At 36.7% G+C, this 21,753-nt stretch carries 22 protein-coding genes and 1 pseudogene; 16 read left to right on the forward strand and 7 right to left on the reverse strand.

The annotated features are described in order from the left end of the window. Positions 1–422: 422 nt before the first annotated feature. Both QZZ43_RS14365 and QZZ43_RS14370 read right to left on the reverse strand, forming a co-directional pair. Positions 423–614 carry a hypothetical protein gene (locus QZZ43_RS14365; protein ID WP_291860802.1) on the reverse strand — a complete coding sequence of 64 codons (192 nt, stop codon included), beginning with the start codon at positions 612–614 and terminating at the stop codon, positions 423–425. Then, positions 614–1,357, reverse strand: coding sequence for a hypothetical protein (locus QZZ43_RS14370; protein WP_106153384.1), 744 nt, complete (start codon positions 1,355–1,357; stop codon positions 614–616). Before QZZ43_RS14370 ends, QZZ43_RS14365 begins: the two co-directional genes overlap by 1 nt. Positions 1,358–1,621: 264 nt before the next feature. On the opposite strand from QZZ43_RS14370, the gene QZZ43_RS14375 reads away from it, so the two are divergent. The 3 genes from QZZ43_RS14375 to QZZ43_RS14385 all read left to right on the forward strand — a co-directional run bounded on the left by QZZ43_RS14375 (position 1,622) and on the right by QZZ43_RS14385 (position 3,391). Further along, positions 1,622–1,819 carry a hypothetical protein gene (locus QZZ43_RS14375; RefSeq protein WP_291860811.1) on the forward strand — a complete coding sequence of 66 codons (198 nt, stop codon included), beginning with the start codon at positions 1,622–1,624 and terminating at the stop codon, positions 1,817–1,819. 629 nt (positions 1,820–2,448) lie between these two features. Next, positions 2,449–2,841 carry a zf-TFIIB domain-containing protein gene (locus tag QZZ43_RS14380; protein WP_291860814.1) on the forward strand — a complete coding sequence of 131 codons (393 nt, stop codon included), beginning with the start codon at positions 2,449–2,451 and terminating at the stop codon, positions 2,839–2,841. Between the two features lie 223 nt (positions 2,842–3,064). Next, complete coding sequence (locus QZZ43_RS14385) at positions 3,065–3,391, forward strand: hypothetical protein (RefSeq protein WP_291860817.1); 327 nt, start codon at positions 3,065–3,067, stop codon at positions 3,389–3,391. 238 nt (positions 3,392–3,629) lie between these two features. Here QZZ43_RS14385 and QZZ43_RS14390 read toward each other — a convergent pair whose 3' ends face one another. After that, a complete protein-coding gene (locus QZZ43_RS14390) occupies positions 3,630–3,788 on the reverse strand; it encodes a hypothetical protein (protein WP_291860820.1) in 159 nt (52 codons plus the stop codon). 150 nt (positions 3,789–3,938) lie between these two features. On the opposite strand from QZZ43_RS14390, the gene QZZ43_RS14395 reads away from it, so the two are divergent. The 3 genes from QZZ43_RS14395 to QZZ43_RS14405 all read left to right on the forward strand — a co-directional run bounded on the left by QZZ43_RS14395 (position 3,939) and on the right by QZZ43_RS14405 (position 5,642). Continuing rightward, a complete protein-coding gene (locus QZZ43_RS14395) occupies positions 3,939–4,430 on the forward strand; it encodes an RNA polymerase sigma factor (protein ID WP_291860822.1) in 492 nt (163 codons plus the stop codon). Further along, positions 4,414–5,070 (forward strand): hypothetical protein, encoded by a 657-nt coding sequence (locus QZZ43_RS14400; protein ID WP_291860824.1) that lies wholly within the window; start codon positions 4,414–4,416, stop codon positions 5,068–5,070. Before QZZ43_RS14395 ends, QZZ43_RS14400 begins: the two co-directional genes overlap by 17 nt. A 119-nt stretch (positions 5,071–5,189) precedes the next feature. Continuing rightward, the gene (locus tag QZZ43_RS14405; RefSeq protein ID WP_291860827.1) at positions 5,190–5,642 is read left to right on the forward strand and encodes a hypothetical protein; all 453 of its coding nucleotides are present in this window, start codon (positions 5,190–5,192) and stop codon (positions 5,640–5,642) included. A gap of 282 nt (positions 5,643–5,924) precedes the next feature. Here the strand turns inward: QZZ43_RS14405 and QZZ43_RS19635 are convergent. Further along, positions 5,925–6,146 (reverse strand): annotated as a pseudogene (locus tag QZZ43_RS19635) (hypothetical protein); the annotation flags it as partial. Between the two features lie 363 nt (positions 6,147–6,509). Here QZZ43_RS19635 and QZZ43_RS14410 point away from each other — a divergent pair. The 4 genes from QZZ43_RS14410 to QZZ43_RS14425 all read left to right on the forward strand — a co-directional run bounded on the left by QZZ43_RS14410 (position 6,510) and on the right by QZZ43_RS14425 (position 10,352). Next, positions 6,510–7,466: a DUF2971 domain-containing protein gene (locus QZZ43_RS14410; RefSeq protein ID WP_291860830.1), complete on the forward strand. Its 957-nt coding sequence runs from the start codon at positions 6,510–6,512 to the stop codon at positions 7,464–7,466. A 277-nt stretch (positions 7,467–7,743) separates the two neighbouring features. Continuing rightward, a complete protein-coding gene (locus QZZ43_RS14415; RefSeq protein ID WP_291860833.1) occupies positions 7,744–9,261 on the forward strand; it encodes an IS1182 family transposase in 1,518 nt (505 codons plus the stop codon). Positions 9,262–9,447: 186 nt separating this feature from the next. Continuing rightward, positions 9,448–9,789 carry a type II toxin-antitoxin system HigB family toxin gene (locus QZZ43_RS14420; protein ID WP_010423880.1) on the forward strand — a complete coding sequence of 114 codons (342 nt, stop codon included), beginning with the start codon at positions 9,448–9,450 and terminating at the stop codon, positions 9,787–9,789. Between the two features lie 11 nt (positions 9,790–9,800). Beyond that, positions 9,801–10,352, forward strand: a complete 552-nt coding sequence (locus tag QZZ43_RS14425; protein ID WP_291860840.1) for a helix-turn-helix transcriptional regulator — start codon at positions 9,801–9,803, stop codon at positions 10,350–10,352. Between the two features lie 132 nt (positions 10,353–10,484). Here the strand turns inward: QZZ43_RS14425 and QZZ43_RS14430 are convergent. Continuing rightward, positions 10,485–11,620, reverse strand: a protein-coding gene (locus QZZ43_RS14430; RefSeq protein WP_291860842.1) for an IS3 family transposase whose coding sequence is annotated in 2 segments (ribosomal slippage) — positions 10,485–11,368 and positions 11,368–11,620 — 1,137 coding nt in all. Because the reading frame shifts where the segments join, the coding sequence is not laid out codon by codon here. Positions 11,621–12,330: 710 nt separating this feature from the next. Between QZZ43_RS14430 and QZZ43_RS14435 the strand changes: the two genes are divergently transcribed. Next, positions 12,331–12,960 carry a hypothetical protein gene (locus QZZ43_RS14435; RefSeq protein WP_291860845.1) on the forward strand — a complete coding sequence of 210 codons (630 nt, stop codon included), beginning with the start codon at positions 12,331–12,333 and terminating at the stop codon, positions 12,958–12,960. Positions 12,961–13,440: 480 nt separating this feature from the next. Further along, complete coding sequence (locus tag QZZ43_RS14440) at positions 13,441–13,602, forward strand: helix-turn-helix domain-containing protein (protein WP_291860862.1); 162 nt, start codon at positions 13,441–13,443, stop codon at positions 13,600–13,602. A 142-nt stretch (positions 13,603–13,744) separates the two neighbouring features. Here the strand turns inward: QZZ43_RS14440 and QZZ43_RS14445 are convergent, their stop codons facing one another. Beyond that, a complete protein-coding gene (locus QZZ43_RS14445; RefSeq protein WP_291860848.1) occupies positions 13,745–14,362 on the reverse strand; it encodes a hypothetical protein in 618 nt (205 codons plus the stop codon). 4 nt (positions 14,363–14,366) lie between these two features. Then, a complete protein-coding gene (locus QZZ43_RS14450; protein ID WP_291860851.1) occupies positions 14,367–14,855 on the reverse strand; it encodes an RNA polymerase sigma factor in 489 nt (162 codons plus the stop codon). A 504-nt stretch (positions 14,856–15,359) separates the two neighbouring features. Here QZZ43_RS14450 and QZZ43_RS14455 point away from each other — a divergent pair. The 4 genes from QZZ43_RS14455 to QZZ43_RS14470 form a co-directional block, all read left to right on the forward strand. After that, entirely contained in the window at positions 15,360–19,136 is a 3,777-nt protein-coding gene (locus QZZ43_RS14455; RefSeq protein WP_291860854.1) for a glycoside hydrolase family 2 TIM barrel-domain containing protein, read from the forward strand. A gap of 242 nt (positions 19,137–19,378) precedes the next feature. Further along, complete coding sequence (locus QZZ43_RS14460; RefSeq protein ID WP_291860856.1) at positions 19,379–19,777, forward strand: hypothetical protein; 399 nt, start codon at positions 19,379–19,381, stop codon at positions 19,775–19,777. Between the two features lie 201 nt (positions 19,778–19,978). Next, on the forward strand, positions 19,979–21,046 hold the full coding sequence (gene rsgA / locus QZZ43_RS14465) for a ribosome small subunit-dependent GTPase A (protein WP_291860857.1): 1,068 nt from the start codon (positions 19,979–19,981) through the stop codon (positions 21,044–21,046). A gap of 313 nt (positions 21,047–21,359) precedes the next feature. Beyond that, positions 21,360–21,753 (forward strand): GFA family protein (locus QZZ43_RS14470; RefSeq protein WP_291860860.1); only part of this gene is annotated, 394 nt, incomplete at its 3' end.

Here is a 21,753-nt window from a genome sequence, read left to right on the forward strand (position 1 = left end):
GACGATTACGATAAAAGAACCGTAGTTTTTAGAGCGAAAGCTGGCTCAGTCTTGAAATATTGCGATTAGTGAGAACAGTAGCCAAGCTTGCTTGGATAATGTCGAACGCAGCAATATTCATGAAATATTTTCTTTGCTTCCTTTCTTGCATCAAGGCAAGAATTGGAGCGCAGCGGAAATCATGAACGCCAAAAGATATTATATCGTGAACTAAAGGAAGTCAGGGTTTAAGGGATGAAATCCCTTTTGGGAAATGTTTAGGACACTAATGTTAGTAAATGAGTAATTTTTACAACGCTGTAAATGGTGCTTTATGGACAAATACCCACTAAAAAAAGCCCTCCGGTTTCCCGAAGAGCTTTTCATCTCAAACATCAAACACTCCCACTCATTGGTGGCTGTTTTCTTTCCCCATGATGAGTTTACTTTCGCTTGCGCCCGTTTAACAACCGCTTAAGCAACAAAGAGACCAGGAAACTAACCGAAGCACCTATGGCAGAAAGCACAATCGTTCCCATAACATCCGCCAGGGAAATATTGGTAAAAATCCCTGTCAGTGTTCCCCCAACAAACCCTGCCTGCCGGCCACGCTCGATGTTTCCCGGGCTCATCATTATTCAACGGCAATTACGCGCAGAGCATTGGTCGAACCATTGTTGAGCTTATACAGTTCACCGTTCACTTCCTGCCAAAACAGGAGGCCGAGCATCACAACTCCAACACCACCTTCAACCGGCTCCACACTCCCGACGGTCAGAGTTTCTTCCAAGTGCTCCGACTCATCCAGAGAAAAAGGCTCCCCTTCAACGGTTGCAGCCGCCGATTCCAATCCGTTAAAATCAAAGAAACCGGCTACAGTCACAAATTGCGCATGAGTAGCTCCTTCAGGTTTCCGGATACTGGACGGATTGAAGGCGTCAATAAGTACCTCGGCAACACCTTCTGCAAGACTGGCACCATATCCTTCGGTAAAGATATTCTTCAGGTTACTGTTGGCATTGAATTCAAAACCCGTCAACAAAGCCACATCACCGGCCATCACATTCCGCTCTCCACGAGCCGAGACCTCATCACTCTTCACAATCTTAGAGAATGCAGAAGACAAGCGTCCACTCATCCCCCGGTCAGAAGTTAAGGTTAGCTGCTCGCGAAAAGCATCTCGCAACAATTTCCCGGCCTTGACGGCTCTCAAAAACTCCTGTCCGTTTTCCCGGGTACGCGCAAACCTCGGATCATTCTTGATGCGATCACCATCAATGCCCCCTTTAGTACGGGCCAGATATTTCCCGCCACTTTTGTAGAAAGTAAGGTCTCCTACTCTTCCTTTCAACTTCAAAAAACTTTCTTGTCTTGCCATAACATTTTAGGTTTTCAGGGAGATGGTTAACCCATACACCCTCGTTAATAATTCAAACCTATCACTGAAAACCCATTATTTCAAATCACCACGGGAAACCTGACTTTCAATGAGAAAACTGTCCTGCAATGTCTCTTTTTTTATTATTTTTACAGGTACATATTTACAAACAGACAATACAGCATCAGTATAGATACTGTATAGCTTAAGTATAGATAAAGTATTAAAACCTGACTTATTGTTAAATAAGCAACCCTATAGAAAATGAAGACCAAAAGAATTTGCATCTACGCCAAGGACATCCAGCGCATCACCGGCAAAAGCGAAAAAACCGGTTACCGCATCCTGGACAACATCCGTAAGCGCCTGGGTAAAGAACCCCATCAATTCGTAACCATCAAAGAATTCGCCGACTTCGCCGGCTTTGCCACAGAAGAAGTAAAGGAGTACATCTACGACTAATCCCAGCCATTAAAATATCTCTCCATTTTTTTTGAATTATTTTGTATTAATGTGATACATAAATTCTCTTTTTTCGTACTTTTATAATATGGTTCAGTTTGCACCAAAAACGCACGTTTCAGTTCAAAAAAAATGAGAACAAAACGGTGAGCTCATTGAAATGCTAAATTGTATATTATTAGAAATAAAGTCATTACAGGCACAGGGTGTCGTCCTGCTACCCCGACTTTTCAGGAATCACCTGAAAGCAAAAGCCTGTAAATCGTTTGATTTACAGGCTTTTTTGTTTTTTATGATTCAGTTCGTTTCTAAAATGTTAATTTTCATTGGAAAAAGAAAACAAAAAAGTTAGTTTTACGGGAAACAAAAAAACTTTAAAACTATAAAACAAATTGGAGCCCCTACCCCACATAAGGATTAAAGAAAATTTGATGTTCCTCTCCACAACCGGATGGGGATTGATTGGTAACAAATATAAAGGTGTACAATGCATTCGGGATTTGGATGTTTTGTGCACCTGTTGTTTTGGAAACCCGAAAATAACTGCAGGTGAGGGGTGGTTATAGAATAGTTGTGTGGCATTAAAACAACTGATATACTGACAGATATTAACATAAAGAAAATTGATAATGGATTGTCCAAGATGTAGAACAACTCTTACAGCGGAACCTTTAAACGAAAATGAACTATCATTTGAAATTGATAAATGCCATAATTGTGGTGGAATTTGGTTTGATAGTGGAGAACTTGCGAAAATTGATAAAATTATCGAACCCACAATGTTGGAAATTCGCAAAATCCCCAATAAAACAGAACAACTTAAACCCCTTTATTGCCCTTCTTGCTCAAATCATCCCAGACTGAAGAAAGCTGAACATCCAAGAGATAAAAAAGTAATTGTTGATTATTGCCCTACATGCAAAGGAATCTGGTTGGATAAAGGAGAATTAGAAGCCATTCAGAAAGAAAACTGGGGCATTACAATTGGAAAGATATTCAAATGGTTAATTGGTCATGAATAAATAAGAACTTAAAAGTGAAAAATCTCTACCTTACCATATTGATATTTGTAATTTGCTCATGTTCGGTCACGGAAAGACATGATTCAAATTATAAAAACATGTTTATGAATGGTATAGAGAATCAGTCTACATCACCGAGCAATATTGTTATTTCCGCTGCAAATAAAAAAACAAAAGAAACAAAAGAGATATGCTGTGATACTCAGGACTTTTTTCTGCCCTTATGACTGATTCAATAAACCCGAATTTCAATTTTTTAAAGTACAATGATATAGGAATTCCCAAATTTGAGTTTAAATCAAATGAGGCTTTAAGTCAGCTAAAATTTTTCGAATATGAAATTGATAAGGTTGATAGTATATCTCAAAATACAAAACCAGCAGTAATTGACAGCATTTTGAGCGAAAAGGAGAAAAACGGATATTCGAAATTATTGGAATTAAAAAAATCTGAGAATGAAATGAAATACTTTGAACACTTCCTCTATCGCAATGGTATTCAGACAGAAAGAGATTGTGAAACCGGTTACACAGTAATAACGAATGAATAAAACGCCACACAACAAAGCAATGATACGCCAGCCGTGGCATCCACAACATATTGAGGGTTTCGCATTACCCTCTCCCATGCTTTCAACCCGATAAAGTCACAGCCGGTCTGAAAACCACGCCCAGGCGCATATAGGTACCGAGAAGTAACAATCTGCCAATAAATCTACTAAATGCTGTAAATGGTATGGTTAGGCCTTTTCGTTTGGTTTGGCTCCCAACAAAAATATCCTTCAGACACTAGCTATTTGCCGAAAATTCAAAGGACTTAATAATGGGAAAAATCAAAGTGATAGAGGGCTTTCCGGAAATGGTGTACTTTCGAAGAAACGGTGTACTCACTTTTTTGAATTCAGGTACTGCTTCGCAGGCCTGTTCTAAATACGATTTTCGACTCATAACCAAATTGTTTTTAATTGTTTGAGACCGAAAAATCGGTTTATTAAGAAGATTTCTTAGTTTTATAATGATAAACTCCTGTTGAAAACGGGTTTAGTTCAACCTAGATGTAATAATTCAAGATTTGAGCCACTAACTTAAAAAGTAGATTTGAGTACCGATTTTTATAAATCATCTATTCTTCCCTTTTCTGGAATAATCATCAAGTTGTGCAGGGCATATACCAATTCACAAGAAGATTTTGAAGATTATTACCAGGAAGTATGTTTGCAAATCTGGAGGAGTAAAGACAACTTTCGTGAGGAATCGGAATGGAGTACATGGGTTTACAGAATTTCGCTGAACGTTTGTTTGACCTTATTGAAGAAAAAGAAAAAAAACAGCCAGCATTTTGTATCCGATTCTTTGCCTGCTCAAGAAACAGAAGATAATTATGCATTTTCAGACGAATCTCTAAATCTGCTATATGATGCTATTCGAAAACTGTCAGAAATTGACAGAGCCATAATTATGCTTTATTTAGAAGAAAAATCATATCAGGAAATTGCTGATATTATAGGAACAAATCCAAACAATATTGGTGTTCGTGTTCAAAGAATTAAAATGAGATTAAAAAAATTATTAGATGGAAAGATCAATTGAAAATATTTGGAAAGAAGGCTTTCAAAAGAATGATGACTTAACAGCACCGAAGATAGACAACCTTTACAACCAAAAATCAATTCACATCATTGATAAGTTCAAGAAAATGTTCCGCAACAACTTGATCGCAATTGTAGTTGGTTCATTTGTCTTTCTGATTGTTTCCTGTTTTTTGCACATTCCGGTAATGGGAGCGCTGTTTTTTTTAACGCTTATGGTGCTGGTCTTTATTAATAAAAATTTATTGAATAAGCTGGAAAGGATTGATCAAGGGCAAAATAGTTATCAATATCTTAATTCTTTCAGCCATTGGATAAAAAAACAAATAGCCATTAATAAGCGATTCTCTTCATTTATGTATCCCATTTTTTTTCTATCTTTTGTTTTGGGATTTTGGTTTAATGATGCTGAAGGCACTTACCTGGGCGAACGACTTGTTAACGAAATCCTAATAGGTTTTCCGGATACCTATCTGATATTTGGAGTGCCACTGATCGCTGTAATCATTGCAGTTTCAATTATGGGTCTGCTGGCATATTTTGGTGGCCGGATTTATATGTGGGATTTGAACATTATTTACGGAAGAGTATTGAAAAAACTGGATGAATTATTGACTGATTTAGAAAGTTTACGGAGTTGAACACCTCTCGTAAAGCTTCATTTTAAATGCTTTATAGATTTTTGTGAAAAAAAGATTGTTTTGTTTGTAATATTTCTTGCTTCGAGCCACTAAACAAGAAACAATAAAAATTAAATTTTATGACACTACAAGAAGCAACTAACTTTCTCGAAAGTTTAAAAACCGAAACAACTAAAACATCTGAAACGAAAATTTATGAAAAATTCCTCTATGTTCTGCGCAAATTGAAAAACAGAGCGTTCTCAAAAGATGAAATTCAATCCATAGAAACGGAATTGGATAGTTTAAATTTTGAATCGAATCCTGAGAACAGGAAAAAACACTTCAAGAAAGCATTTCGTAAATTTGAGAAATATTTAAAGGATACATTTTCTTTAACGTCAAAAGGGCATTATACAAATTTGGGTATAGCTCTTGGTTCATCTTTTGGAGTTCTTATTGGAGTTGTTCTCTTATCAAGTTTTGAGCGGTCTTTAGGAATCTCCTATGGAATTAGCTTTGGTTTGCTGGTTGGTATATTAGTCGGTCGTTACATGGATTCTCAGGTAAAAGCTGCAGGAAATTTGATATAACAAATGCAAACATCTTCTATTTTCAGATTAATAACACAATTGTCGGATATCTTAGTTGATTTTTTTGAAAATGGAAAGTTTGAAAAATTAATAAATAAAAACACGAAACGCACTACACTTAGCCTCCGATCAAGCGTTGCTTGCACACGCTTGATATTGGAGGCTATTGTTGAACTAAACAATCTTCAGGGTGCCTCACAATAAAGAACTATAAAACACTGATTTAACTATAGTGTTTTCAATCGGTTTCCGGGAAGGTATTTAATGATGATTTGACTCCTTTTATCTCGTTTTTTGACATATATTTTTGCAATTAACCACATCTTTGATGCTGTTTTGAGTCTGCTGTATGTTAGCATTGCCGGAGGCACAGCGACAAATCTTTTCAATTGCTTCTCGCTTATTACGATTACTCAGAAAACCCAGTTGGGGAATACGTCGAAAGTGAGGATGTACAATATGCTCCAGGGAACGTTCCAGAAATTCCACGCCGGCAAGCGTTTTTGTTTCCTTTCGATAGCTTTAAAGAATAGCTGCCTTTATGTGGCCTTTTATCTTTCAGAAATGAGTTTTTGGCGGAAAAGTGTTAATTTTCATTGGAGAAAGAAAACAAAAAAGTTAGTTTTACAATAAACAAAAACCCTTAAAACTATAAATCAAATTGGAGCTCCAACCCCACATAAGGATTAAAGAAAATTTGAGACTCCTCTCCTCCTCCGGATGGGGAATGATAGATAAGAGATATTAAGGTGTACAGTGCATTCGGGATTTGGATGTTTTGTGCACCTTTTGTTTTTGAAAAATTGAATATAACCGCACTTTGAGGTGTGGTTATAAAATCGTTACCAAACATACTAAAGAACAGCAATGCAAGACAATAGAGATATAATTGAAAAGATTTTACCTGATGATTTGTTTGGAAAGAATCTGTATCATTATACTTCTTTCGATGGTCTAATGGGAATTCTTGATTTTGGAAAAATAAGGTGTACACAAATCTTTTATCTTAATGATATTGAAGAGAATCTTAACGGATGGAAATATTTTATTGACGTATTAGAGACAAATTATAAATCGACCGAATACGCAGGATTTAGAACTGAAATAAAAAGACATTTACAACATTGGTTTAATATTGATTTTGAAAACTTGACAAATGCTGATTTTAAGAAATTAAATATAAGTGATTATAAATCATTTGTATTTTCATTATCAATGGTTAATGACGATTTAAACCAATGGCGTTCATATGCAGGTAATAATCTAGGGTTTTCAATTGAATTTAATTTTAATCAGTCATTTATAGAAAAGCAATCAGAACTTATTGACACAAGGCATTCTGAGGCAAAAAACAATTGCAATTGTAGAATACTATTCAGAAAATGCATTTATGAGGACGAATTCAAAAGGGGAGCATTTCAAACGCTTTTGGATTTCTACTACAAAGATTTTTTAGAAGATGTTAAATACACTCTGGACAATCTATTCTTTGACATTCTAACTTTATGCTTATTTTTTAAAAATCCAAAATTTGAGGCAGAGCAAGAATGTAGAATTGTTGTTCTGCCCTTGGAGGATTACTTAGTAAATGACTCGAATGTCAATAATTTAATAAAATTTAGAGCTGGTAAAAACTTAATCGTACCCTACATTGAAATTGATTGTATTCAAGATAATGTCCTAGGGGTAACAGTTGGTCCTTCTCCACATCCATATCATTCACTTGAAGCATTAAAAATTATGAATGAAAACTTAAAGAGACAGAAGAAAACTATTAATGACCTGAATCTATATGTTTCAAAGGTTCCATATCGGTCATGGTAAGAAAATCAAAAGTACGTTTGGTAACATCATATATAAAATATTGGGGGTTTGGTGTTTACACGAACCTTTCTGCCCCGCACCAACTTTTGTAGCGGCAGACAGTGATGACGCCCGCAAACCCCAACATTTCATATATGTGACCGTCAGACTGCGCAAAAACCTCCCAGTTACATCTTTTTTGTTGTAATATTAATTTTATTAGATAACAGATTAACTTTTACTAATTTTTTGTTGATTTTTATACTTAAATTCAATGCATAATACAAAACGATTTGTTATGCATCACATACCGAGTCAGAACCGAAATCAAATCCAAATGCTTTGTCTGGAGCAATGTGTTGAAAAAGAGAGCTTTGTAAGAGTCATTGATGCATTTGTAGATTTAATTGATTTGAAAAGCTTTGGTTTTAAGCATGTTACTACAAATGAGGAAGGGCGCCCACCCTATCATCCAGCAACACTCTTAAAGTTGTATTTATATGGATACCGCTACGGGATACGTTCCTCTCGAAAACTAGAGTATCAGTCCAAATTCAACCTGGAGGTCAAGTGGTTACTGTGTGGACAAACCCCTTCTAACCGAACCATAGACTATTTTCGGAAAGAATATGCAGAAGCCTTCACAAATGTGTTTCGAAAGTTTGTCTTTCTGCTTAAAGAGATGGGTCTTGTCGAGGGAAAAACCATTGCAGTGGACTCTTTTAAAATTAGGGCTCAGAATTCGTTGAAAAACAATTTCAATATTGCCAAAATAAAACGTCACAAGGAATATATCGACAACAGAATAGCTGAGTTTAAAAGAGATTTAGATGAGGCACAGAACCAAGAAGAAAAGGCCGAACTCAGGCAAAAAATTGAGACTCAAAAAAAAAGAAAAGCTAAGTACGAAACAATAGAGACGCAACTAATAGAAAGCGAGCAGGAACAAATTTCTCTAACCGATTCAGACGCCAGAGCAGTGATACTACACCGAAATATTGTACAAGTAGGTTATACCATTCAGGCAGCCGTGGATGCCAAAAACAAGCTAATCACCAATCTTGAAACAGGACAAGTCAACGACACCCGTGCTCTGGCTCCCATCGCCTTAGATACCAAGAACTTGCTAAAGGTAGAGCAAATTAACATACTAGCCGATAAGGGCTATCATACTGGAGACCAACTACAACAATGCGCTGATGCCAATATTCAAACTTTTGTATCTCCTAAAGATTCCTCATCCAGCGATGATGATATCTTTCCCATTTCACGATTTATTTACAATGCCGACTCTGATTTATACACATGTCCGGCTGGGCAGCAACTTAGAACCAACAATGTCTGGTACAAAAACAGCAGCAAGGGACGCTCACCTGCATTTCGTTTTAAGCGCTATGTAACCCCATATTGTAAGGATTGCACCATGCGTAGTCGATGCACCAAAGGCAAACAAAACGGAAGAGCCATTGATAGAAGCGAATATGCAGACGTAATAGCTCAAAATGCTGCCAGAGTTAATCAAAGTCCGGATTATTACCGCTTACGTCAGCAATTAGCTGAGCATCCTATGGGAACCATGAAGCGACATTGGGGTTTTGATCATGTATTAGTGCGGGGTAAAAAGCAGGTATTGGGTGAGGTAAGCCTGATATTTACCTGTTATAATCTGATTAGGTGTATCAGGATTTTAGGTCATCAGGGATTTCATGAAATACTGGAAAAGGCACGGAAACAACCAAAAAATGACTCAAAACAACCATGTTTAGGCAAAATTATGCCATTTTATGCTAGAATTAATTTGATTCCGGCAGCATAATAAAAAACGGACATTCAAACATGAAATCTCAATCTCTCATAAAATTGTATCTTAGATTTGAAATTTGAGCGTTTTTGCGCAGACTCCCGTTATGCGCAATTGCAACGAAAAAAAACCATTCATTGTTCTAATTAATTCCGAACTTTAATCGTATCTTTGACGTAAGATGATAAAACCCAAAACAAATTGAGAATTACAAACAAACACATTCTTGGCAAACTGATTAAGAAAAATCAGGGGAATTCAAAATTGGTCAAAGCTGTTCGGCAGCTAATTTCCGATATTGAGAAAAATGATTGGGAAACACCCCTTGATTTAACAAATGACAGACCAGATGCCGATTGTGTTTATGGTGGAGAGTTCTATTTTTTCAATATTAACATTCACAGGACTTTAATCCTAATTGAATTTGAAGAAAATGGAGAAGCAACAGTTGTTTGGGCAGGAAACCATGATGATTACGAAATGACTTTCAAAAACAACCGAAATGTCATCAAAAAATGGTTGAGAGATAATAATTGGATTTAAAGCAAAGAACGATGAAAGATATTAAAGACATAAAAGAGATTGAAAATATCGAAAGACTTGAAAATGAATATGATTTACAAAAAGCATCATTGCTTGAGCGTAAATTGCGATTAATGATTAAAGAAAACCCGGATTTAAAACCCATTCGAAAAAAAATAAGAGACTTAATATCAGAATACGAAAGCAGAAAATGGTCGGATTTTGAAAAAATAACCGATTCCCAAATAGAAGAATCTGACAAAGCAGAAGAAATCGTTGATTATGAACAAAAATTCATACAGAAACGAAAAGAAAGCATCAGAAAAAAGCTTAAAGAATTTGATATGACTCAGCAGGATTTGGGACAGATACTGGGCCACCCAAAATCATATATGAGTGAATTAATAAATGGTGTTTCCCAATTCACGCTGAAAGATTTGGTAATAATCCATCGACTTTTAGGGATAAGCTTGAAAACATTAATTCCAACTTATCTTCAATCTGAAACAAGAGATAAAGTGAGAGAATCCATTGACAAATTGAATAAACCAAAACTCAGATTGAGAAAAACAGAAATAGCATAGAAGCAAATGTAGACTTACCCCTTATAGGACAACTCTCAAATAGACATTTTTCTTTTCAATAAACCAAATTTCTAAATGCTTTTTCAGTGAGCTAAGTGGTTCTGTCAAGGGCGGCTGAGGTTACGAAGCCGTTCATATACCCTTGACAGGTTCACGCAGCGAGCTTTCTTTGCTATTTAGATTTTGGTGGTTATCCATCTTTTTTAAATATTTCAAAGGACTGATGCCTCCCAATGACTTATGAGGATGAGTTTCATTGTAATCAACCATCCAATCCCATGCTAATTCTCTTACCTGGGTTAAATCACCAAACAAATAGGCATCGAGAATATCCTCTCTGAAGAAACGATTAAACCTTTCAATGTAGGCATTCTGAGTAGGGCTGCCGGGTTGTATATATTTCAGTTTAATGTCATTCTCGCCGGCCCACTTTTGAAGAGCTTTTGAGATAAATTCAGGCCCATTGTCCACTCTTATTTCACTCGGTTTTCCTCGCTCTGATATTACTTCTTTTAGCACTTGTATTACACGTTCTCCTGGCATTGAAAAATCAGGCTCAATAGCCAGAGCTTCTCGATTATAATCATCAATAATATTCAATACCCGAAATCTGCGCCCATAAACCAGGCTATCACTCATAAAGTCCATAGACCAGGTATGATTGATACCTTCTGGCTGGATTAATGGTTCTTTGGTACGGGCTGGCAATCTTCTTTTTCGCTTTCTACGCAAGTTCAGCTGCATTAAGCGATAAACTCTTAATACGCGCTTGCGGTTCCATTGCAATCCTTCATTACGAATTCGTCCATAATATTCATCAAACCCACTGGTTGGCAGTTTTTCTGCCAGGTTATTGAGTTTGTCAATGACTTCGCTGTCGTCACGACGGCTTTCGTAATACCACATGGAGCGATGCAGGTCTGTTAATCGGCACGCCCTGCCGATACTGATGTCGTAGGTAGCCTGCAAATACTCTGCTCTTGTTTTCTTTTCGCAGGGCTTTAAAACTTTTTTCCCAGAAGATCCTTAAGCATCACATTATCCAGACTTTGGTCAGCATACATCTGCTTGAGCTTGCGGTTCTCTTCTTCCAGCTCTTTTAATCGCTTTAGCTGGGAGGCTTCCATGCCGGAATACTTCTTCCGCCAATTATAGAACGTTGCTTTTGAGATTCCGTGCTCACGGCACAAGCTTTGGGCATCAATGCCACTTTCATACTCCTTGAGGATCTTGACGATCTGGCTTTCTGTAAATCTTGATTTTTTCATAACGTTTTTTGACTGCTCAAAATTAATAATTTGTCTAATTTTAAGCTGTCCGTTTTTCGGGGAAGACTACAAAGGGGTAAGTCTACAAAAGCTACAACAACGGAAGTGGATTGCAAAGGTTTCCAAACTTTGTCATCTTTAAAACTGCTGATGGCAAAGTTAATATTGATGTGTTTTTCAAGGACGACACGTTATGGCTAACGCAAAAGCTTATTGCCAAACTGTTCGAAAAAGGCAGAAGTACTATTAGCGAGCATCTTTAACAAATTTTTGAAGACAGTAAACCGGATAAAAATGTGGTATGTCGGAATTTCCGACTAACCAATAAATAAAAACCTCATGGAGCAACAACCAACCCCGATAATAGAAATAATTGAGCTCATTTTGCTAATGGGCTCCATTACTTATCTCCTTGGGGCGGGTTTTCAGGTTTGTATTTTGCGTAGAAACAGAACATCCTTTTTTAAAGGTCTGGCGGTTATTCTTCTGACCCGGTGTTTAACAATAACGGCATCATTTTTTATCTGGAGCTTTTGGAATTTACCTTTTGATATAATGTTTTTTTTTATTTTCCTGCCGGCTCTTTTGCCTGAGGTGGTATTGAGCCCGTTGATGTTGAAGGTGTTTGGAATTAGGTTGACTCACATAGCAGGAAAAAGCCTGATAAATCAATAATTTCCCAAAAACTGGATTTTACCAACCGAAATATTATGAAAACTATTATGGAATACCCTTTTAGAAACAAAAAGCTAAAACTCTTATTGGCTTTAATGATAACAATCCTTTTTACAAGCTGTTCTAAGGATAATACCGAGGCGGTATATAATCATCTTGATTTAAGAAGAATGGCAAGCTTTATAGGAAAGCCTGTTGAGGATTTCGAGAACCACTATAAACAATTTCGTTTAAACGAGGGAGCTATTCTTGAAAGACCACGATTTAGAATTGAAACTCAAAAGGGCAATTATGAAATTTCAATATATGGAAAATCCAACCATATTGATACGACTTCTGTCCAAAGGATCTTAACTACGATTGATGGAAAGCGGATTGACAATAATGAATATTACTTAAGTATTGAGGTGTTTGAACAACTGGTAAAGAAAAATTTCAAAGAGTTACCCTATATGACTAAAATTAAACTTGAGTCTTCATTTTCAGGTGAAGAAGTTGAGTTTGAAGATTATGAAACTTTTTATGCAAAAGCAAAAAAAGAAGGTGTAAAATCAATTATGCATCTATGGATTCTGGAAAATGAAAATGACAATGCTTATAACCTCAATTTTGGTGACAATAAAATATCTTTTTTGATTCGGGGATTGCCATTAATTTATTATTGAAGCATTCAAGGAACAATTACTGCTTTCATTTAAGCCAGGCTTTAATTCTCGAAAAGAGATTTTTTTCAAGGTCTATACTTGACGCAAAGTATTGAAATTTTCCAACTTCTACTGGAACCTTCTGGAATTAGTTGGAATTTTTCGGGAATGTCGGAGATATTTCAGTTTTTGGTATCCCTCTCCACTTCTTAATATGCTTTTCCTGTTGGATAATCCGGAGCAAGCTGACCCCCTAAAACCGGAAAGATTTCACTTCAGATTAAGATGAAAGACAACTGCCATTCCGGCGGATGTTGACCCCGCTTTTAAGATAAATTTCCGTCGATTATTCCGGAGCATGTTGACCCCTCTTTGAAGGATTCTGGTCATTTCTCCGGAGCATGTTGACCCCCTGTAGTTATCTATACATTGGATTTTGGTTTTTTAGCGATCAAAAATTGGTCACTAAAAGAGTTCGTGATGGCAGGAAAACCAAAACCAATGAGTCAGATAAAACAACTTTTACAGCTGCATCAGCAAGGCAAAAGCAAAAAAGAGATTGCACGTATACTTGGTATAAGCAGGAATACAGTTAAGTCCTATCTTAGGAAAATAGAAGAGTATTTATGGATGAGATTATTTGGAGGAAAATCTGATAAATAAATATAATGGATTAATATACAAACTGAATACGACTTGGTGTTTTACCCGATGAACTAATTGATTTTGTAAATGATAATATTCAAATAATACTTGACCTTGAATAATGCACGACACCACAATCGTGTAGACTGCCGCTAGACTATTAGCGCACATTGCAAAGACGACGGTGCAAATCTTTGAGAAAATTTAGATTACTCAATTGATACCGGCGAATTTTTCTGACAGCAAAAAATGACACAAAAAGACCAATTGGAGCAGCGATAATAAGACCTATGATAGATTCCTCAGTATTTATGACCTCAATAAATAATTTGTTTTCATAATAAACGTGAATTGAGAGGACTGTTAAAACATAAAATAATGGGATTACGATAAAGTAAAGCTTGCTAAATTTCCCTGTTAACCATTTAGACAACAAACTTATTCTTTCGGATAACCAATCCTTTAGAGGAAGACTGAATTTGTTATTTTGTATTTTATACCATGATAAAATTCCTGAAATAAGGGAAACTATCACGAGTAATCCAAGTATTGCATTATTGATTAAATATATTAAATCGTCCTGTCGCTTTAATGATGTTATTAACAAAAAGAAAATCAAACCGATACTTGTTAAAATTGAGGTGCTTAAAATGACAATGAACTTATTTAATGTTTGTTTCGCTTTTGATTTTAAAAGTAGACTTAGTTCATCCTTAGATTTAGGATTAATTTCATTATCAATTGATTTCCATATTTTTTGCAATTCTATGTTTTCCATGATTTTATTTATTTAAATTTTGTTTCAATGATTCTTTTGCTCTATTGATTCTAACACCAACATTTGATTTTGAAATACCGATGATTTCGGCGATTTCATCATAACTTTTTTCTTCCAAATAAAGCAACATGATTGATTTGTCAAGCTCATCAAGTTTATATATTGCATTCAGGAGTAGTTTTAATGATTCATTCATAGATAAATCCTCAATAAAATCTGATTTATCGGATAACTCAGGTATGGATTCCCTGTATTCTAACCGGGATTCTTTTTTAATCCTTGATAATGAAGTATTTATTGATACAGCATAAATCCATGAACCAATACTATTATGATTTTTAATTGTTGGATAGGACTTCCAGAGTTGATAAATGATTTCCTGAATATTATCTTCTCTGTCTGTTTTATTTTTAAAGTATACCCAACTGACTTTGTGGAAAATACCTTGATAATTTGTAAGTATGTCGAGAAAATTTTCTTTTTGTGATTTCATATTTTTCACATCTGTTTCTATTAAAGTGTTCCTTGATTAGAATTTATTACAAAAAAACAGAAATATTTTTAAAATTACCGATTAAATGACTGTATATTTGAGAGATAGGAAAAGCAACGATGCGCAAGAACGCAATATACATTAGCCAGGGGATGTGGGTAAATTTAACTTTTGTTCATTTACTCAAAATTGTAACGGTTTGATAAGTTGGAGGTTCGAAATCCCCGCCGACCACATACAGGTCAACGTTGAAGCCAATTATACAGACTGAGCACACAAAGATTAAATATTGCCCTGAAACCTAAAGAAGTACTTATAGAAGCGGTATATAAATTTCGAAAAAAAAAGCTCAAAGAGAAGGGATTTGTGTTCTCCAACTCCAATTGAAATTTTCGAAAAAGCCAAACGGCCCGACTTATTGGTGAAATTGGGCTTTAGAGCTATGTCATAAAAACTATCTTTGAAAACAAATATAGTCTCCATCAAGATAAAATATAATCGAGCATGAAAAAAATAGTGTATTTATTTATCACTCTGGTTATCACTCTGGCAAGTTTTACTTTGTCAGCACAGCAAACGAAATTTACGGACGTTTATTCTTTCATCGAAAATACAGCGGTATTTGAAATAAACCAGACTGAAGGTCACACGGTTTGTATTCCTTTTGAGTCGGTTGGGGAAGCATTAAATCTTCAGAAATCGAAGTCAGAAAATGTGCTTTCGCTGAATGGAAAGTGGAAATTCCATTTTGCCAATACTCCGGAAGGTACACCCAACGACTTTTATACATCAAATTTTAATGATCAGAAATGGTCTGAAATTACAGTTCCTTCCAACTGGGAAATGCAGGGTTTTGGCGATCCTTTGTTCCGAAATGTAGCACATCCGTTTCAGTCCAATCCGCCTTTTGTTCCGCGCGAATACAACCCGACTGGTTCGTATCGCAAAACATTTACCCTACCGGCAAATTGGAAAAGCAAACGCATTTTTTTGCGCATGGAGAAAACCGCTTCGGCATCGTTTGTCTGGATTAACGGACAGGAAGTGGGCTACAACGAAGGTGCTCAAGAGCCTGCAGAATATGATGTTACGAGTTTTCTGAAACCAGGGAAAAACACCATTGCCGTCAACGTAATTAAATATTCAGATGGTGTGTATCTCGAAAGTCAGGACTATTGGCGACTGGCTGGTATTTTCGATGATGTTTGGCTGTATGCAAAAGAGGATGTGCATATCTTTGACTGGTATGCCACTACCGACCTGGACGAAAACTATGAGAACGCAAAACTGAATTTGCAGATTACGGTAAATAACCAATCGAAAACCGATATACAGAGCTACAAAGTTCGCACTTCGCTGTTTAATTCAGACAATGTGTTGGTTCAGGATTTTACTTCTGATGCAGTTCAAATAACTGCTGATAATAAGGAAAATATTAATATTTCATCAGAAATATTAAATCCTAAAAAGTGGACAGCCGAAACGCCCAATCTCTATCGGTTAACACTGGAATTAATAAACAATGAAGGTAAAACCGAAGAAGTAATTACGGGTCGTATAGGTTTTAAAGAAACCGAGATCCGCAATCAGGTTTTCTACCTCAATGCTAAGGCCATAAAACTTAACGGCATCAATACGCACATGCAACACCCCACTTTGGGGCATACCATGGACGAAGCCACCATTCGGAAAGATTTTGAACTGTTTAAACAGTTCAATATAAATTGTGTACGCATATCACACTATCCTCCTGTAAGGCGCTATTTAGAATTAGCAGACGAATATGGGTTTTACATCATCGATGAAACTGGAAATGAAGCACATGCCACGGAATATCTTAGCAATAATCCGGACTGGGAACCCATGTATCGCGAGCGGGTTCGCAAAATGGTGTTACGCGACCGCAATCATCCTTCCATTCTTTTCTGGAGTGCAGGCAACGAGGCTGGGGAAGGTAAAAATATATGTGCTGTAATTGATGAAGGACGGAAATATGACAGTACACGATACTGGATGTATGGAGGGAATGCTTTTTCGCATCGCTGCGAAGAGATTATTGGACCACGTTATCCTACTCCTTTTGACCTCAAAACACAGGTGGGGATGGTTCCTGAAAGTGTTGATCCGCGACCATCGTTTATGGACGAATACCTTTCGGTGGCCGGAAATGCAGGTGGTGGACTGGATGAATATTGGGATGTCATTTACCAGTATCCACGCATCATGGGTGGTGCAATCTGGGATTTCGTGAGTCCAGGCTTGCTCGAGCCAGTTCGTAAATTGACAGACTCTTCACCAAACAAGGTCGCCACGCACATCATGGGACGCGCAAAACTGGTTGCCGGACACGATGGAAAAGGTATTGATCTGAATGGTCACGACCAATGGGTGGAAGTCTACCAGGATAAAAACACAGAAATTTCCGGCAATGAATTAACGGCTTCACTTTGGATTTTTCCACGCGATTTAATGAAAATGGGTGGAACACTGCTCACCAAAGGGAACTATCAATTTGGTTTGCAGCAAATTGGTGCCGATTCGCTCGATTTCTATATCTACACTTCGAAAAAAAACCATGTCCGTGCTGCTTTACCCAAAGATTGGACACAAAACTGGCATCATGTGGCAGGTATTTATGACGGAAAAACGATTTCACTATTTATCGATAACAAAAAGGTGGCTGAAAAACCGGTTACCGGAAACATTACTAATTTCCCTTTCCCTCTTAATGTGGGCAAAAATGCCGAGACACATGGTCAGCATTTGTCCCGTTATTTGTGTGATGCCATAATCGACCAGGTGGGCATTTTCTCCAAAGCGATTGATATCAACGATCTATATGCAGCAAATCCGGACTTGAAAAACCATGCTGCTTTGTGGCTCGATTTTGAACAGGAGCAAAACGAAGGCGAGTTTTTTAGCTATGGAATTGGCGCGCGTACCTATGGAAGTATTTGGCCGGATCGGGTTGCGCAGCCTGAAATGTGGCAAATAAAAAAATCGGCTCAACCCATTTCTGTTAAGTGGAGCAATGCCGAAAAGATGGAAATTGAAGTGGAGAACCGAAACTTTTTTACCAATACCAATGCTTTTGAAGCACGTTGGAATCTGGAGGAAAACGGCATATCAATTGCTTCCGGAAAAATGGAGGTGGATGTCGAACCGGAAGCAAAAAAAATATACGTTCTTCCTATCCAAAAGCCTCAGTTAAAAGCCGGTGCAACCTATTTGGCAACAGTTAGTTTTCATTTAAAGGAAGCTAGAAAATGGGCGCCCAAGGGTTTTGAACAGTGTTGGAATCAATTGGAGTTGCCATGGATTGTTCCTGCCGATAAAAAATTGGTACAGCATCAGACCAATCCTTTAAAAGTGACAGATAATGAGCAAAATTTGATTGTATCCGGAGTAAATTTCGATTATACCTTTAATAAAGCCGATGGACAATTGTACTCCATGAAATACATGGGTACAGAATTGCTGAATCAGGGAGCGCAACTCAATGTTTGGCGTGCTCCTGTGGCGAACGAACTGGACGACTGGACCACTTATTCGGTTAATGTTTTTCCCAGAACCGAGGGCTACGGAAGGATGATTGCCACTTCATGGTACTCCATCGGTCTGGATAAAATGAAGTCAAAACCTGAATCATTTCGGGTTGAAAATAAGGATGAGAATGTAATTGTCAGTATTCGTGAAATTGCTCTCTTTGGAAATGCAGGCAGTGCAGGCTTCGAAAATGAGATGATTTTTACAATTTCGCCCGATGGCGAAATTAGTCTGCAGCACACGATAATTCCGAATGGAAATATGCCCATGTCGTTGCCACGCATCGGAACAAAATGGGTTTTTGATGACCAAATGCAAAATGTAGAATGGTTTGGACGTGGGCCGCAGGAGAATTATCCAGACCGCAAAACCGGCTACCGTATTGGGCTTTATCAGTCGACCGTCGATGCTATGTTTGAGCCCTATTTAATACCTCAGGATTTTGGCTTGCGGACAGATAACCAATATGTGAAATTAACAAACGATGAAGGAATCGGTATCGAGTTTTCAGCAATTCAACCCTTTAATTTTAATTGCTATAATTACAGCACCGAAAATTTGTCAAAGGCAAAATACACCTATCAATTGATTAAATCGGATGGTGTAACATTCAATTTCGACTACCAAACTACCGGGGTAGGATGCACGGCAACAGGGGTGATTAATAAATATCAAACCATTCCTCAAACCATACAGTTCACAAGTTCGATAAAACCATTTATAATCAATAAATAATTATGGTTCGGAGGAAAATATTGATGTAAGATTGAAACAGAGTTTTCAGATGACAAAATCAAGAATGGAATATTTGAAATAATAACTGGCTACAATAATGTATTAAAGTAATAGCCGGTCCAGTAGTAAATTCAAGCGTTTTAGCCCACTTCAATTTTCGGGTAACTGGACAGGGATGAAGTAGGCAAACGGTTACTATTCTTATACAAACCGTTGCCACCAATAATTAAAAGCAGAAACCAATGAAGAAAATTTTAGGATTATTACTAACTGGATTTATTTTCAATTTTGCAGGTGCTCAAGACTATCAAAATGATTTTAATAAATTCTTTCAGGAAAATGACTCAATTAATCAACTTAAGACACTGACTGAATGGGAAAAATCAAACCCCAAAAACCCTGAGCTATTTACATCCTATTTTAATTATTACTTTAGTAAAAGCAAAGATGAAATAATAGTCGTTGCAGCAGGAAACCGTGAGGCAGACTGTCATCGGGGGCTTAGACCGATTAAGGGTCCCGATATAGAATTTGTAAGATTTTGCCTCAAAAGCAAAATCAACAAAATTCATATTCGGGATCGTAAAGGGGTAAGAGCGAAAACTAAGACTGATACGCTCCCTACCAAAATGGTAAGCTGACAGGTTATGAGCGTTTAACGCAGCTCATACGGAGACGTTGATCAGCCGGCAGACAGGATGGGCCTAAACTCACATTAGCTGTTATTAGAGCGGAATCCCGAAGAAAAATCGGGATACGGTTCTTAGGGGGAAGGAAGGGAGGATTTTACTCCTCCTGACCTACCCGGTGGTCAGTGAAAAAAGAAAAACATTGCAGAAGTCATGAAATTAGAAGATTTTGGATACAATGACAAACTCCAAAAATTAAGAGTTGAGAATAACCTTTCAGACTTTGAGATTGGTAGAGTCATTGCGGAGCATAAGGAAAGATATATTGTAAAAACCGAAAATGGTGAATATGAAGCCGAAATAACAGGAAATTTAAGATTTTCAGCAAAAAGTCGTATAGATTTCCCTGCGGTTGGCGATTGGGTTGCATTGTCATCGTATGATGCTGAATTTTCAGTAATCCATAAAACATTACCGAGACTATCAATGATTACAAGACAAGCCATTGGTCAATTTGGAGAAATACAAATAATTGCAACAAATATTGATTATGCATTTCTGATTCAAGCCGTTGACAGAGACTTTAATATCAACAGACTTGAAAGATACTTGACAATTTGTTTTTCTTCTAAAGTAAAACCAATAATTGTATTGACGAAAACTGATTTGATAAATGAACAAAAAATTGCTGAAATAACAGACAGCATTAAGCAACGAATTAAAGACATTCCGGTTTTTGCAATTAGTAACGCAACTCAGGATGGATATGAAGCACTTAAAATGACTATTGAAAAAGGTAAGACCTATTGTATGCTTGGTTCTTCAGGAGTAGGAAAGTCAACATTATTGAACAATCTCTCTGGAAAAACTTTAATGAAAACGGATTCAATTAGCCAAAGCACAAATAAAGGAAGACACATAACAAGTCATAGGGAATTAATAGTTCTTGAAAGTGGCGGTATACTTATTGATAATCCGGGAATGAGAGAAGTAGGAATTGCGGATACTTCAAGCGGTTTAGAAACTACTTTTGACAGAATTATCTGCCTTTCGCTAAATTGCAAATTTAAAGATTGTACACATACAAATGAAATCGGTTGTTCGGTAATTGAAGCAGTTGAAAAAGGAGAAATTGACAAAAAATCCTATGAAAACTATCTGAAAATGGAGCGGGAAAAAGCACATTTTGAAACAACAATTGAAGAGAGACGAAAAAAAGATAAAGAGTTTGGGAAAGTGATTAAGAACTACAAAAAGGATATGAAGAAAAATAAGTTCTAAACTTGAAATTTGAGACATCATTAGATTGAGAAAGATAGATATACAAACAAACACCGAACCGCTAACACGCGGTTTAAAGAATTGCCGGTTCAGTAGGTTATTCAAGGGTTGTAGCTCGCAATAGTTTTTGTTATAGGGGATAAGAACGTAGTCCGCAATCGGCATTTTTTCATACCGCCAAACTTTGTGCTTAATTTAAACGGAGAGACGCGAGTTTTTTAAAGAAAAGATTGAAAAGTGTAAACAAAAAAAACAGGAAATACTGGAAAATGGATTTCAACTAAATTCATAATTTAAAAAAGCGACTTCTCATATGGAATACTTGGGTTCTTGTTTATGCAAAGGAATTAAATTTAAAGTTATAGGTGACTTTGAGAGTTTTTATTTATGCCATTGCAGATATTGTAGGAAAGACACAGGGTCAGCTCATGCTGCAAATTTATTTTCCTCAACAGCTAAACTAGAATGGATAAAAACGGAAACTGAAATTAAAAGATTTCAACCACACAAAAGTAATCATGTTAAAGCATTTTGTACAAATTGTGGTTCAGCTCTGCCCAATTTACAAATGGAGGGTAAGCTTTTAGTAGTCCCAGCAGGATGTTTAGATACTAAATTAGAAAAACGACCTAATGCACATATTTTTATCTCAAATAAAGCAAATTGGGATGATTCGCTGGAAGAAATTGATAAATTTGGACGTTTCC

It is taken from the genome of Marinilabilia sp., assembly GCF_016278715.1.
Classification (GTDB): domain Bacteria; phylum Bacteroidota; class Bacteroidia; order Bacteroidales; family Marinilabiliaceae; genus Marinilabilia.